The organism is Methylobacterium sp. NPDC097929, assembly GCF_049543375.1.
Classification (GTDB): Bacteria; Pseudomonadota; Alphaproteobacteria; order Rhizobiales; family Beijerinckiaceae; genus Methylobacterium.
The window spans coordinates 1-14,512 of record NZ_JBMVEP010000008.1; the positions used below are offsets into that span (position 1 = coordinate 1).

General features: G+C 70.0%; 10 protein-coding genes and 1 pseudogene. 6 read left to right on the forward strand and 5 right to left on the reverse strand.

Annotated elements, in window-relative coordinates; all coding sequences use genetic code 11:
• Positions 1 to 94, forward strand: a pseudogene (locus tag ACPCJR_RS17930) (DUF4198 domain-containing protein); the annotation flags it as partial.
• A gap of 110 nt (positions 95 to 204) precedes the next feature.
• On the opposite strand, the gene ACPCJR_RS17935 reads toward ACPCJR_RS17930, so the two are convergent.
• From ACPCJR_RS17935 to ACPCJR_RS17945, 3 genes are all read right to left on the reverse strand, one after another.
• On the reverse strand, positions 205 to 1,290 hold the full coding sequence (locus ACPCJR_RS17935) for an acyltransferase family protein (RefSeq protein WP_391513425.1): 1,086 nt from the start codon (positions 1,288 to 1,290) through the stop codon (positions 205 to 207).
• A 140-nt stretch (positions 1,291 to 1,430) separates the two neighbouring features.
• Positions 1,431 to 2,159 (reverse strand): hypothetical protein, encoded by a 729-nt coding sequence (locus ACPCJR_RS17940; protein ID WP_391513423.1) that lies wholly within the window; start codon positions 2,157 to 2,159, stop codon positions 1,431 to 1,433.
• A gap of 325 nt (positions 2,160 to 2,484) precedes the next feature.
• Complete coding sequence (locus ACPCJR_RS17945; RefSeq protein ID WP_391513421.1) at positions 2,485 to 3,279, reverse strand: LuxR C-terminal-related transcriptional regulator; 795 nt, start codon at positions 3,277 to 3,279, stop codon at positions 2,485 to 2,487.
• Between the two features lie 942 nt (positions 3,280 to 4,221).
• On the opposite strand from ACPCJR_RS17945, the gene ACPCJR_RS17950 reads away from it, so the two are divergent.
• Positions 4,222 to 4,449 (forward strand): DUF6894 family protein, encoded by a 228-nt coding sequence (locus ACPCJR_RS17950; protein ID WP_391516811.1) that lies wholly within the window; start codon positions 4,222 to 4,224, stop codon positions 4,447 to 4,449.
• A gap of 232 nt (positions 4,450 to 4,681) precedes the next feature.
• On the opposite strand, the gene ACPCJR_RS17955 is transcribed toward ACPCJR_RS17950, so the two are convergent.
• Both ACPCJR_RS17955 and ACPCJR_RS17960 read right to left on the reverse strand, forming a co-directional pair.
• Positions 4,682 to 5,731 (reverse strand): glycosyltransferase family 2 protein, encoded by a 1,050-nt coding sequence (locus tag ACPCJR_RS17955; protein WP_391513417.1) that lies wholly within the window; start codon positions 5,729 to 5,731, stop codon positions 4,682 to 4,684.
• On the reverse strand, positions 5,728 to 7,089 hold the full coding sequence (locus ACPCJR_RS17960) for an oligosaccharide flippase family protein (protein WP_391513415.1): 1,362 nt from the start codon (positions 7,087 to 7,089) through the stop codon (positions 5,728 to 5,730). The genes ACPCJR_RS17955 and ACPCJR_RS17960 overlap by 4 nt, the downstream gene beginning before the upstream one ends.
• 372 nt (positions 7,090 to 7,461) lie before the next feature.
• Between ACPCJR_RS17960 and ACPCJR_RS17965 the strand changes: the two genes are divergently transcribed.
• From ACPCJR_RS17965 to ACPCJR_RS17980, 4 genes are all read left to right on the forward strand, one after another.
• The gene (locus tag ACPCJR_RS17965; protein WP_391513414.1) at positions 7,462 to 8,811 is read left to right on the forward strand and encodes an O-antigen ligase family protein; all 1,350 of its coding nucleotides are present in this window, start codon (positions 7,462 to 7,464) and stop codon (positions 8,809 to 8,811) included.
• Positions 8,808 to 10,247: a glycosyltransferase family 4 protein gene (locus ACPCJR_RS17970; protein ID WP_391513412.1), complete on the forward strand. Its 1,440-nt coding sequence runs from the start codon at positions 8,808 to 8,810 to the stop codon at positions 10,245 to 10,247. The genes ACPCJR_RS17965 and ACPCJR_RS17970 overlap by 4 nt, the downstream gene beginning before the upstream one ends.
• A 77-nt stretch (positions 10,248 to 10,324) precedes the next feature.
• On the forward strand, positions 10,325 to 11,596 hold the full coding sequence (locus tag ACPCJR_RS17975; protein WP_391513410.1) for a glycosyltransferase: 1,272 nt from the start codon (positions 10,325 to 10,327) through the stop codon (positions 11,594 to 11,596).
• Positions 11,593 to 14,475 (forward strand): glycoside hydrolase family 9 protein, encoded by a 2,883-nt coding sequence (locus ACPCJR_RS17980; RefSeq protein WP_391513408.1) that lies wholly within the window; start codon positions 11,593 to 11,595, stop codon positions 14,473 to 14,475. Before ACPCJR_RS17975 ends, ACPCJR_RS17980 begins: the two co-directional genes overlap by 4 nt.
• Positions 14,476 to 14,512 lie beyond the last annotated feature (37 nt).

The window sequence follows — 14,512 nt, forward strand, 5'->3', positions numbered from 1 at the left end:
CCGGGTGACGCCCTCGCAGACGCCGACGCTGGCCGATGCCGACAGCTACGGCGCCACCCTCGCCTTCACCGTCACCGATCCCAAGACCAATTGAGCAAGACCAATTGAGATCGAGCCGCACGCAAGCCGGCGGTCGGCCGGCTTGCGTGCCTCCGGCGAACGCCCATCCGGGAGCGGGCCGAGGTTCCGGCTCCGGCGGTCACCTCAGCCCGCCAGCCGGGCCGGACGGCGGAGCGCGGTGAGGCCGGCCAGCAGCGGCGCCTCGACGAAGCGGTAGGCGTACTCGGCGACGATGCAGGAGACGAGCACCGCCAAGACGGTCCAGAGGCCGCCGTAGCCGCTGCTCGCTCCCAGGGCCGCGAGGAAAAGGAAGGTGACGTCGAGCAGCAGGTTGTGGAGCAGGTAGAGGGAGTAGGAGCCGTTGCCGAGGGCCGCCAGGCGCAGCACCGCGCCCGGGACACGGCCCTGGCGCTCCTGAAGGGCCATGCCGAGGACGAGGAGGGCGCTGGGGACGCCCCACAGCAGCACCGTCGGGATCGAGGGCAGGCCGATGACGGCCGGCGCCAGGAAGGCGGCGAGGGCCGCGGCGATCGCGACGGGGGCGAGGATGCGCGGCACGGGGCCGGGGCGGGTCACGAAGACGGCGATCCACATGCCCGCCACGAATTCGAGCAGGAGCGTGCTGGTGACGACGTGCAGCGCCGCCCCCCGGTTGTCGATGAGGCACCCGGCGGCGACCGCGGCGAGCAGCAGGCCCGTCACCACCCTGAGCGAGAGCCGGCGACCGAGCGGCAGGCAGGCGCCGAAGCAGAGGTAGAAGAACACCTCGTAGGAGAGGGTCCAGCCCGGGCCGATGATCACGGCCGAGGAGCCCGGCCAGAGCAGGAGCGCGCCGAGCGCCTCCCAGGGGCCGAGGGCGTGGGGCTGCAGAAGCGCCGCGTGGGCCGCGACATAGAGGCCGCAATAGAGCCAGTAGACGGGGAAGATGCGTGCGAAGCGGCGGTAGAGGAAGCGGCCGGCAGCGGCGGCGTCCCGGCCGGAATGCCGGGTCGCATGGACCATGATGAAGCCGCTGATGACGAAGAAGATATGGACGCCGCTCGCGCCGATCACCGAGAGGCCGAGCCAGCCATCGTGCTCGGGCCCGAGGAAGCCGTGCTCCCGCGCGGCGATCCCGGCATGGTAGACGACGACCATCAGCGCGGCGGCAAAACGCAGGAATTGGAGTGTGTGCACCTCCCCGTCCAACGGGGCGCGGGTGGAGGCGGGCACGAAGGCGGCTGCGCTCACGATCCTCTCCTTTGACCCCCGCCGCCCGGACGCGGCGGCCTGGCCCCGAGCCTCATCCCGGACGGTGGCGGCCGACGGTCGGGACGATGCGAAACAAGAGACGAGAACATCGCGCCGGATACGATATCCGGCACGATGTTCTAGCCGAGCATGCCGAGCCGCAGGGCGCGCCCGGTGCGGCGCAGGCCGTTCTTCAGGCCGCGGGCCGCGGAGACCGGCGCCGCGAACGCGCTCATGCGGTCGAACCACTTGAGCGTGCCGATATCGGTGCGCGAGGCGCGCTGCTCGGCGAGCGCCGGCATCGCCGCGTAGGTCGCGAACCCGAACTGGCGCCGGGCGACGTTGAGCGCCCCGTCGATCGGCATGCGCCCGCCCTGCGGATGCCCGTTCGGGCGCGTCAGGAACGCCTCCGCCGCCGCGACGAGCCCCGGCAGCGCCCGCCCGCTCACGGCGTAGCAGTGCAGTCCGATGAATTCGACGAGGGGGTCGATCGGCACGAGACCGGTCTCGGTCCAATCGCGGCGCAGTTCGGGCAACTGCGTGTGACCGCCGTAGAACACGTCCCACGTCTCGGGCAGCTCCGCGACGAGCCCGGCGCGGGCGGCGAAATCGGGGACGAAGGCGACGTCGTCCTCAAGGACGAGGAGCGAGCGCGCCCCGAGCGCGGCCCGCCACACCGCGAGATGACTGAGATAGGCGCCGTGCTCGCCCACCGAGCCGAAGCCGCCCGCCTCCGCCGGCCGGATCGCCGGGAAGAACGCGGCCCCGCGCGGATGCCCGATGCGGGCGAGCTCGCGCTCCGTCTCCCGGCGCCGGTCCGTGCGGGACGGCAGGTTGACGACGACGACCCGTTCGAACCGCTCCAGCACCGCTGTCCTCCCGCTCGTCTTGTCCCGAAGCCCGATTCGAGGCGATCCGGGCGCGGCTCTCGCTTCGTATGGCGACGCGCCCTCGAAACACCGGAACGAGCCCGGCGGCGCGGGCGCCCCGGAGCACGATACGGGCGGGTTCGATGCGGATGATCCGTCCGGTGGGAGAGGGCCGTTTCAGGAAAAAGGCGTAGGTTCCGGTCTCTGCGCCGTCCGGTCGGGGCGGCGTTCCGGCCCGACCACGCCCCGGATGGCGTCACGGGCTTTGCGCCCGGTCGGCTCATCCCCACTCATCGCGACGGGCCCAGGGCCCGATGCGCGGAGGTCACTCGTCCTGGAAGTACTTGTTCGTCAGATACGCGACTTCGGTGCGGTTCTTCGCCTTGAGCTTCTTCATGATGTTGCGAACGTGCACCTTGACGGTGCTCTCGCACATGTTGAGTTCGTAGGCGATGATCTTGTTCGGTGTCCCCTTCCGCAAGGCTCGGGCGACGCTAATCTGACGCGGCGAGAAGACTTCGTCGTCCTTCTTGGTCCCCTGCGGCTTGGTCGAGCCGTTGGCGAGCGCGGTGAGCATGCAGGCGGCAGGCATGTAGACCCCGCCGGCACAGACGAGCCGGAAAGCCTGCACGGCGACGTCGAGCGAGCTGGTGGTCGGGATGTAGCCCTGCACGCCGAGTTGGAAGATCTTGACGATGACCTCGGCACTCTCGGTGTCCGACATCACGATCACCGACACGGCGTCGTTCCAGCCGCGCAGTTCCGCCAGATCGCGGGTGACGAAGGCGAGTTCCGCGTCCGCCGTCTGCCCGCCCGGCAGACAGAGGACGACGAGGGAAGCCGCCGCATGCAGCGCGTCGGCGCGCCAGTGCTGAAGGCTGGGGTAGAGCGCGAAGGTCGACAGCTTGTCGGTCCCGCGCAGCGACGTGAGCAGGCACTGACCGACCAGAGGACGATGATCGATCAGGACGATGGTGTGGCCGCTTGTTGCGGCCTTCACGGCTATGGCTTCCGCCGTGCTGGCGGCTTGAGAAAGAAATCCATCCTGGTCGACTTGCGACTCAAAGGCGATATGCCGACCAGCCGGAGTACCAACTCGCACGACATCGACGGTGTTCATCTTTCCCCCCTCGGAAATCTGAAATTAACCAATCATCTTTAGTTCGATCCAGTCGATACCCCCTGCTCACTTCAGCGTCTGATTGTATCGGAGCGCGGTAGCTTTGCATTGAGAAGACGTTAACGGAAAATTAGAGATTCTGTCAATTGGATTGGCTACTCCTTTTGGGTATCCGTAGCAGCGAGTTTGATTTCAGAAAAAGCATATCAAAAGTATATCTCGCAAAATCTGTAATAGAAAAATCATGATTAGGCGAATGTCTCTAGGCTTGCTTCGGCGTAGAATTGTTTTCTCCGGATACAGTATACTTTGGTGCGGCAATAGCCTGAATGTAATTCTTATGGTCAAGCTCATATTTTATATTAAATGTCTTGCGGTTTTGCGCAGTCGCTCCGGCTCTCGAAGGTTGCTGTCAAGTCAAATCTCCTCGATTTGTCTTAAGTAAGATCTGAGCCTGCTCTCGGTTTCGTGATTATCTTCATGAGATGAATAAAATCGACATTTATCAGGAAAGAAGCGGATCATCCTGCGCTTTTATCAAGTATTATTTCTCAGTATAAACTGCTTAAGCAGTACTGAAAAGTGGCTCTCGACCCTCGTTTTGCGCAGGATTGTCCGAGCGCGCACTGCGTCTTGATTCGCGTTCCTGATCGTGGGCGTCAGGTCCGATGCCGCCGTTACTTCATTGGAGTATGGTTACCCCGCGCCGGATCATGTGCCGGCCACGAAGGGGTAGAGGGTGCGCGGCGGACTGCGCATCCGGGCTGCGCCGTCTACCTCCAAAGGCCGCCGTTTTCGCCGCGATTCGCCCAGGGGCTGCCGAGGATCGACAGATGAACGTCAGGATTTTTCCGTCCCTGGAATTCATTGATCGGAGTTGGTAGCCGGATTTCTGGGTCTTCGGGTTATCTTTTCATTTAACTACCGCATGGGACGATTCGATTGGAGGCAGGATTGAACTCTCGCTTTCACTTTGACCTTGAGAACGGACGCGAGGCGATCCGTGACGAGGAGGGCGTTTGGGCGATCAATCTCGCCTCCGCGCTGGAGCAGGTGACCGCAGGCGTCGACGAGTTGCGCGCCGCAGGAGAATTCGAGGACATCGACAATGGATGGTTCCTCGTCGTGCGCGACGACGAGGGTGTTGTCAGGAAGTGTCTGCCGCTCTGAGGCGGCCACGATCCGCCCGTTCATCCGGCGTCTTCCCGCGACGACGTCGGTGCGCAGGGCTTTCCTGAACGAGACGGCGGCGACGGTCTCCCGGCCGGCATCGGCGGCCGGATCGAGGCTGGGCCAAGGCCGCCGGCAACAGGCAGCGCCGCCACCTGCGGCGCTGCCGATGAGCGCAGCGGGGCAGGTCTTTTGCCGCGGCGGAGAGCTTGCCGCGGCGTAGAGGGCTCCGTCAGCCCTTGTACTCGATGAGGCCGCTGTCGCGCCGCCGGAGGCGGTCGAGGTGGAAGCGGGCATAGCCCACCATCTGCGGCAGCTTGGCCAGCGCGCAGTGGACGCCGTAGGTCCAGGCCTCGCGCTCCACGAAGCCGCGCCGCCTCAGCCCGCGCGCGACCCGCCAGGAGAGGTGGCCGTAGAGGGGAAGTCCCAGGATCGGGAGCAGCGGCGAGATCGGTGCCAGCGCCACGAGCAAAGCCGGGACCGCGCCGCCCCAGACCAGGGTGCTCCGGACCTGGCTTCGGAAATGCGGGACCGCGGACGCCCGGTGCCGGTCATGCACCCGGGCGAAGGCGTAGCCGGAGCGCTCGGTGCGCTTCCACCACTGGCGCATCGTCGTCATGGCGGCATCGTGCAGCGTCATGTCGGCGTCGATCCGCTGGATCGTCCAGCCCTGCTGCCGCATGCGCACGCACAGATCCTCGTCCTCCCCCGCGATCAGGATCGGATCGTAGGCGCCGACGGCGTCGAGCGCGGCGACCCGCACCAGGGCATCGCCGCCGCAGGCGGCCGCCGGCCCGACCGGCGTGTTCCACTCGATGTCGCACAGGAGGTTGTAGACCGATCCGTCCGGATGCCGCTCGCGCCGCCGTCCCGCCACGGCGCCGCAACGCCGATCCGCCCCGAGCACGCGCAGGGCGGCGGGAAGCCAGCCTTCGAGCACCTCGCAATCGCCGTCGATAAATTGGATGATGGCGGTCTCGGGCTGAATCCGGCGCAGCTGCGCGATCCCCGCATTGCGTGCCCGCGCCGCGGTGAAGGGCAGCCCCGGGTCGAGCTCGACCACCTCGGCGCCGACCGAGCGGGCATGGGCGCCGCTGCCGTCGGTCGATCCCGAATCGACGTAGACGACCGGCCAGGGCGTGCCCGCGAGCGAGGCGAGGCAGCGCTTGAGCCGCTCGCCCTCGTTGCGGCCGATCACCACGAAGCCGAGGGGACCCTCCGCCGCCTCGGAGGCGGCCGGGGCGGGGGAGCGAGCGGGAGTCGTCGGGGGGATGCCGGTCACAGGTTGCCTCCGCGCAAATGCAGCAGGCCGTCGAAGGCGGTGCCGAGGGAGAACCACTCGCGCAGCAACGTGAGGAGCAGGAGCGTCGCGAGCAGGACGGCGGTGGCGAGGAGATCGTGCGAACCGAAGCCGATCCGCGCCCGCAGCTGCGCCACGAGAAGCACCGCGTAGCGGACGATGTCGGCGCTCACGAGGATCAGGAGGGCGCCGAGCATCCCGCCGGCCTGGAAGGCGAGCGGCAGGCCGACCAGCAGGTAGCCGAGCTTGACGCTGCTCGCGGCCGTGCAGGCCTGCGGACGGCCGCGGCCGATCAGGACGTACTCGTTGGTGGTGCACAGGATCGTCGCCCAGGTGCCGAGGAGCAGCAGCGGCAGCATCGCGGCGGCGAGCCCGTAGCGCGGATCGTAGATGGCGCGGATGATGAAGTCGCCGCCCGCCGCGGCCGAACCGATCCCGATCGCCGCGACGACCAGGAAGCCGAGGCGGATCGGGCCGATCTCGCGGCGCAGCCGCTCGTGGGGCATGTCGCCGGCCGCCGAGACCAGGGGAAAGACGAGGAAGTGCCCGAGCCGGACGGTGAGCTGCGCCGGCAGTTCGGCCATGGTGCGGGCGATGCCGTAGATGCCGAGCAGGCTCAAGGACGCGACGCTGCCGAGATAGAGCCGGTCGAAGTTGAGGCTGAGGAAGCCGAGCAGGGACCACAGGAAGATCCACTTGCCGAAGGAGAAAATCTCGCCGACGACGTGCCGGTTGATCGTCGGGCGGTTGCCGCCCTCCGGCAACAGGAAGCTGCCGACGACCCGCACCAGCGCGCTGATGAGGTTGCCGAGCAGGATCGACCACACGGTCGGGCTCCACAGGACGAGGAGCAGCATCGCCGCGATGCCGATCAGGTCCACGGCAAAATCGAACAGCGTGAGCACCGGCAGGCGCAGCTTCTTCTGCAGCAGCGACGGCGAGGTCGAGGTCACCCCGAGCACCGCCAGCGTGATCGCCCCGAACTGGATGGCGGATTCCGGCACCCCGTAGAGCCGCGAGAACGGGCCGGCGAAGGCGCAGCAGAGTGCGAACAGCACCAGGCCGCGCAGCACCTGCAGGGTCCAGACGGTGTTGTAGAAGGCCGGCCGGTCACCGCGCGGATTGTTCACGATGTTCTGGCCGAGGCCGATATCGGACAGGAGGTCCGCACCGGCCCGGATGGCCGCGATCACCACGACCATTCCGAAGATCTCGGGCGCGATGAGGCGCGACAGCAGGACGTTGGAGCCGAAGCGCAGGACCAGCGTCGCGACATAGGTGCCGATGGTCCAGGCACTGCCGCTGAGGATCGCGCCCCGGGAGATCGCCAGGGTGCTCATCGGCCCCGCCACTCCGACACGGCGGCGCGTCCGCGCCGGGTGTCCGGGCAACGGCGCGGCGGCGGGCCCGCAGCGTCACCGGCTCGTGCCGAAGGATCGGAAGAACGCTGCATCGCCCGGATCGCCTGCCCCTGTCACCGTCAGGTTTAGGCGCGCCCACGGCGCTCCCGAACGCCGCCCTTCGCAGGAGCGGGCAACCGTCGGGCCGCCGAAAGACGTAGCCCCTCCCACCCTGCGGACGAGACGGGCCGCCAGAAGAGCGCTGGTCCGGTCGGGCCGGCCCCGGCCTAGGCTCGGGCCGCTCTCCGACGACAGCAGCCGGAGGATGCGTTCGATCGATCCGTCGGGCCACGACAGCGAGCCAAGCAGAGCATGCTCAAAGAGCTCATCCTCCTCGCCGGCCTCGGCACCCTCGTTCCCATCGCCCTATGGGTCCGGGGCGGGGAGGTGTGCCGCAAGCGCCTGTGGATCCTGGTCGGCCTGCTGCCCTTCCTGCAACCGGGACTGCCGCAGCTCGATTTCGCTCTTCTGAGCTGGGGCGCGAACTGGCCCGGGCTCGTCAGCGGCATTGAGGTCAGCGCCTTCGACCTGCTGATCCTCGCCATCTATGCCGGGCTCGCGCGGCCGCCGCTGCGCTCGCCGTTCTCGATCGTCGTGCTGCTCTATCTGGTCGCCATCCTCATCTCGATTTCCGAGGCAGCGGAGCCGACGGCGGCGGCCTTCTACTTCTGGCAGGTCTGCCGCACGGCGCTGCTGCTGGTCGTCGTGGCGCGGGCGAGCACCGATCCGGAGGTCGTCGCCCACCTGCTGACCGGCTTGGCGCTCGGCGTCGTCGTCGAAGCCCTCGTCACGGCCTATCAGCGCTTCGGGCTCGGCGCCGTCCAATCCTCCGGGACCTTCGCCCACCAGAACACCCTCGGCCTCGTCCTGCACTTCGCGGTCTTCCCGCAGGTCGCGCTCCTTCTCGCCGGACGGCGCAACTGGGCCACGGTGGTCGTGCCGATCGCCGGGATGGCGACCGTCGTGCTCACGACCTCGCGCGCCGCCCTGCTCTACGCCGCCCTCGGCTTCGCGCTGGTCTACGCCCTGTCGAGCCTGCGCAGCTTCACCGCGCGCAAGGGCCTGATCGGCCTCGTCGGCTGCCTCGTCATCCTGAGCTTCACGCCCCTGGCGATCCGCTCGTTCGAGAAGCGTTTCGAGGCCAATCCCCTGCATGAGGAAGAGTACGACGAGCGCGCGGCCTTCGAGCGCGCGGCCACCGCGATCCTGCTCGATCACCCCCTCGGGGTCGGCGCCAATCACTACGTGCACGTCGCCAAGAACTTCGGATATTCCGAGCAGGCCGGCGTGGCCGCATCCGAAGGCAACCGGAACAACCTCGTCCACAATGCCTATCTGCTGGCCGGCTCCGAGACCGGCTGGCTCGGCCTCGTGGCTCTCGCGCTGCTGCTGACCTGCCCGCTCGTCACGGCCTTCCGCGTCGGCTGGCCGAGCCGGGCCGGACCGGAGGGCGACCTGCTCATCGGGCTCGGCGTCGGCCTGCTGATGGTCAGCCTGCACTCCACCCTCGAATACATCCTGCTGCTGCGCGACAGCCAGTACATCCTCGCGGTGACGATCGGGATGATCCTGGGCGTCGCGCGGCAGATCGTTTTGCGGACGCAGGCGGAGCGCCGTGCCGCGCCGATCCCCCTCGGGGCGACCCTGGTGCCGGCCGAATGAGCACGCCGAACGCCGCCCCGATGAGCCCGCCGGTCCGCGGGTTCGGCTTCCCCCACGACGACCGGCAGGAGAGTTCGATGCCCCGGCAGCACAGGGTCCTGGTGATCGCCGAGGCGGCCAATCCCGAATGGGTGAGCGTGCCGCTGGTCGGCTGGTCCATGGCGAACGCGCTGAGGGCGGTGGCCGAGATCCACATCGTCACACAGGTGCGCAACCGCGACGCGCTCCTCCGTGCCGGCCTCGTCGAGGGACGGGACTTCACCGCTCTCGACACCGAGGCGGTGGCGCGGCCGGCCGACCGGCTCGGCACGCTGCTGCGCGGCGGCGGCGACCGGGGCTGGACGACGCTCGCGGCCATCGCGATGCTGACCTATCCCTTCTTCGAGCGCGCGGTCTGGCGCCGGTTCGGGCCCGACATCCGGGCCGGCCGCTACGACGTGGTCCACCGCATCACGCCGCTGAGCCCGACCGCCTTCAGCTCGGTCGCGCGGCATTGCGCCCGGGCCGGGGTGCCCTTCGTCCTCGGACCGCTGAACGGCGGCCTGCCCTGGCCGAAGCAGTTCTCCGACGCGCAGCATCGCGAGAAGGAGTGGCTGTCCTCCGTGCGCGATCTCTACAAGCTGCTGCCGCAGCGGCGAGCGACCCTGGCGGCGGCGAGCGCGATCCTGACCGGCTCCCTCACCGCCGCCCGGGAGATCCCGGAGGCCTTCGATTCCAAGCTGATCTACATGCCGGAAAACGGCATCGACCCGGCCCGCTTCGCCCGCGCGGCCGCGGTGCCGGACGGCTCGGTCCTGCGGATGTGCTTCATCGGCCGGCTCGTGCCCCTGAAGGGGCTCGACATGGCGATCGCCGCGGCGTTGCCGCTCCTGCGGGCCGGGCGCGGCCACCTGGACATCGTCGGCGACGGACCGGTGCGCGGCGAACTCGAAGCGCTCGTGGCGCGCGAGGGCATCGGGGCGGCGGTCACCTTCCACGGCTGGGTCGCGCACGCGAAGGTGCAGGACATCGCCTGCCGCAGCAGCGTCTTCGTCTTCCCCAGCGTGCGCGATTTCGGCGGCGGCGCGGTTCTGGAGGCGATGGCTCTGGGCCTCGCCCCGGTGGTGGTCGATTACGGCGGCCCCGGCGAACTCGTCTCCGCCGAGCGCGGCGTCGCGGTGCCCCTCGGCTCGCGCGAGGCGGTCGTCACCCGGCTCGCCGAGGCCCTGGCGGATCTCGCGGCGCGGCCGGAGCGGACGGAGGCGCTGGGACGCGCGGCGCGCGACTTCGCGATGAGCCGCCTGACCTGGGCCGCCAAGGCCGAGGCCACCCGCGACATCTACGACTGGGTGACCGGCCGGCGGGCCGAGAAGCCCTGCCCCTGCGGCGTGTCGCTGGTGCGGCGCCCGGCCCCCGGGGCGGCGCCCGTCCCCGACCCGGAGGCGAAGGTCGCCTGAAAAAAGACGGGGCCGCCCCGACCGGCGGCACCGGAGGACACATCGCCCACGACCAAGAGATCCGGCGGGAAGGCGACATGAAGCGCGTGATGAACGTCCAGTTCTCCGGGGATTACCGGGAGGCCTACCGCCGGATGGCGGCGGGGCAGGGCGAGACCTATTTCGGCCACCGCTACATCCTGCGCGGGATGGCCGGGCTCGGCCGGGGCGTCGGCGAAGTTGCGATGTTCTGCGCCATCACCGAGGCCGCCTACGACGAGAGGCCGACGGAGGGCCTGCGCCTGATGGGCGGCGGCCTGACCTCCTTCGACACCGAGGCGGTCATCGACGCGATCGAGGCCTACGCGCCGACCCATCTCGTCCTGCACACGCCCTACGGACGGGTCGCGACCTGGGCGGTCGCCAACGGCATCCGCACGATGCTGATGCTGGCGGATTCCTTCAACGGCACCCGGATCCGGGACCGCGTCCGGTACTTCCAGCTCGCGCGCGCCCTCAACAGGCCGGGCGTCGAGTGGATCGCCAACCACGGCCTCAAATCCTGCCTGTCGCTCCAGGCGATCGGCGTCGATCCGGCCAAGATCGTGCCCTGGGACTACTTCTACCGCACGAGCCCCGAGAGCCACGCCCCGCGCGAATTGGACGGGCGTCCCGATCCGGTCGAGCTGACCTATGTCGGCTCGATTCACGAGAGCAAGGGATGCGGGGACGCCATCCGGGCCGTGAGTCGCCTGAAGGCCCGGAACCTCAAGGCGAGACTTCGCATCGCCGGGAGCGGCGATGTCGAGGAGATGCAAGGTCTTGTCGCAAGGCTCGGCCTGAATCACGAGGTGGTCTTCGTCGGGCGCATCGCCAACGAGCGGGTCGTCGAGTTCTTCCGGGAGGGCCACATCGCCCTGATCACCAGCCGGCACGCCTACCCGGAAGGCTTTCCGCTGACGATCTACGAGGCGCTGACGAGCCGGACGCCGATCGTCGCCTCGGACCATCCGATGTTCACCGGCAATCTCGTCGATCGGGAGAGCGCCCTGATCTTCGAGGCCGGCAACGACGCCTCCCTGTCCGACAGGATCGTCGAACTGATCTCCGATCCGGGCCTGTACGCGCGCCTTTCGCGCAACGCCGCGCGCACGTGGCAAGCGCTGCAACTCCGCGCGAAATGGGTCGACGTGATCGCGACCTGGGCGCGCGACGGCGACGCGGATCGGTCGTGGCTGCGCGATCACGCCATGTCCGCCCCCCTCTACCGGGAGCGGCTGGAGGCCCTGCGCGCCTCCACCGGGCGGCGCGTTCCGCCGCGTGGCGCCGCCGCCATCCGGCAGCACGCGGACGAAGAGCCGGTCCCATGACGGTGGAGAACCGCACCGTCGCGCCGGGGGCGAGCTTGCAGGGCGGGACGCCGCGCCGTCCCGCGCGCGCGCGGCGGATGCAACCGCTCCTCGCCGTCCTGATCCTCGTCGGGCTGCCCGGAGGCCAGCCGGCCGCGCCCCTGCCGGCAGCGCCGCCGCAGGCGGTGAGCGTGCACGAGATCACGGTCGCGGCCCCCGACATCCTGGCGGTGGAGCTGCGCGATCCCGCCTTCGTGACCGGCCGCATCCTCGCCCTCGACGCCCCCCGTGCCGAGGCGCCCGGCAGCTGGATCCGGCACGCGGAGGGTTGGGCGCTTGTGATCGGGCCGCGGCGCGACCACCTGCGCCTGAGCGATACGCCGCCCCAGCGCCCGCTCGACCGCGCGGCGATCGACGACCCCGCGCGCTACGGCCGGATCGGCGGACGGCAGGTGCTGGCGGTCTACCGCAAGTCGATGCCCTACGATTCGGGCATCGTCCGCGACGAGGGCGGCACGACCCGGGCCGGAGCGAGCTTCCGCCATCAAGTCTACCTCAAGCTCGACGGGCCGGTGCCGCGCGGCGCCCACGCCGTGGCGTGGCCCGGCGATGTCCTGCCGCCGACGCCCTTCAGCTACGACGACCGGTCGACGCGGGCGATCGCCCTGCGGGGCACGCAAGTCGGGCACGCGCCGGCCGACACCGCCAAGACCGCCTACCTCGCCCTGTGGCTGCCGGGCGGTCCCGACGCGGGCGCGGTCGATTTCCGGCGCTACGGCCTGAACCGCTTCGTCGTGCTGGACGGGGACGCCCGGGCGGTCTTCTCCGGCGAGATTCGCCTGCGCACCGCGCCGGAAACGCCCGAGCCCGGCAACGGTCTGGCCAAGCCGTTGCCCGACAGCCTCGACATCGGCGGCCTGCGCCGTCCGCTCGACGGCTTCCGGGCCAGGGACGGCGTGGTCTCGGCCCGCGCCCACGGTCTGCGGGCGGGCGAACGCATCGCCCTGGAGCGGCTCGGCGGCGAGCGGGTGCCCTACTTCGTCACGGTCAAGGAGCCGACCCGCGACGGCTTCACCGCCGCCCTGCCGGACCGCGCCCTGCCCGATTCCGACCGGACCGGCGGCAGCCTCGCCCCGGCCCATCCGGCGAACCGGGCCGGAACCTTCGTGTTCGAACTCGACTACTCGTCCTGGAGCCCGCGCCGGCCCGGCCCCTACCGGCTCTACGTGCCCGGGCTCGGCGTGTCCGATCCCTTTCCGGTCGCCGACACCGTGTGGCTCGACGCGGCGCGGGTCGCAGTCGGCGGCCTGTACAACCATCGCAGCGGCATCGCCCTCGACGGACGGTTCGGCTTCCGCCGCCCCGCCGCCTTCCGGCCGGGCCCCGACCTGCCGATCCGCCTGAGCCGCCTCCCGCTGGCCTGGTCCGTCGAGGGCCTGGAGGGGTTCGTCTCCATCGAAAAGGCGGTGGAGCCGGCCTGGTCCACCGGCCGCGACGCCCCGGCGGACTTCTGGGGCGGATACATGGATGCCGGCGACTGGGACCGGCGCATCCAGCACGTCGACGTGGCCAGCCTCCTCCTCGAACTGTTCGAGGGTCTGCCGCCGCATCTGCGCAATGCCGATTTCGGCCTGCCGCGATCGAGCGAACTGCTCGACGATCCGGTCTACGCCGCTGCCGACGCCCTGCCCAACCTGTTGCACGAGCCGATCTGGGTGCTCGACTTCTTCCGCCGCCTTCAGGCGCCGGACGGCGGCGTCAGCGGCGGCATCGAGAGTGCGGGGGGGCCGCTGACGGGCGAGCCGAGCTACCTCGAGCATCAGGCGGTCTTCGCCTACGCCCCCGATCCGATCGCGACCTACCGCTACGCGGGCGCCGCCGCCGGGCTCGCGCGCGTCCTGCGCGGGCTCGGCCAGGAGGCGGCCGCCGCCCTGTTCCAGGAGAGCGCGCTGCGGGCGTGGCGCTGGGCCGAGGCCGGCTCCGCGCAGCCGGACGCGGCCTATGCCGAGGCCCTGGCCGCGGGACGCGCCACCGGCCTTTTCGCGAGCGTCCCCTGGGAGACGCGGCGGGCGACGTTGCAGCGGATCACCGGCCCGTTCCGAGTCATGGCCGCCGCCGCCCTGTTCCGCGCCGGCGAGGGCCGCGCCTTCGGACAGGTCTTCGAGGAGGCCTGGAGGGGCGGCTTCGGCATCGCCGAGCGGCGGGCCGACGCGGCCTGGGACTACGCCGCGGCTGCCGGAGCCGATCCGCGCATCCGCGGGCAGATCGAGGCCGTCCTGGTCCGGGAGGCGACCGGCTTCGCGGCCGCCCAGCGCGCGCTCAGCTATCCGGGCATGAAGCATCCCTACGCGCCGGCCGGCTGGGGCCAGGGCGGCGTGCCGGACGAGGCGATGACCCGCCTGTTCATCCGCGCGCACCGGCTGAGCCGGCACCCGGAGCTGCTGCGGGTGATGGAGCAGACCGCCCAGACCCTGCTCGGCGCCAACCAGCTCGGCCTGAGCCTCACCACCGGCCTCGGCATCCGCCAGATCCGCCACCCCCTGCACGAGGACCACCGCGCCATGGGCGTGCCGGTGCCCCCCGGCATCACGATCTACGGCTTCGGCCCGCAGGCGACCTTCTCCCCCGACTGGCTGTTCGGCCCGCCCTGGTCGATCTTCCCCGAGGACGAGCCCGGCATCCCGGCCGAGCGGCGCATCGAGCCGGCCCGCTTCGCCATGCCCTACTTCGAATACCTGATCGAGCATCCGCTGATGGTGATGCAGCAGGAATACACCGTGCAGCAGACCATCGGCACCACCGCTGCCCTTTGGCTCCACCTCGCGGCGCAAGCCGGGCGCCCGACCCCGCCCCGCGATCCCGGCCCGATGCCGGCGGCGCTCTCCTCCGGGCGGCGATGAGGCCGCCTCAACGCGACCGTGGTCCGATGTGAATCCC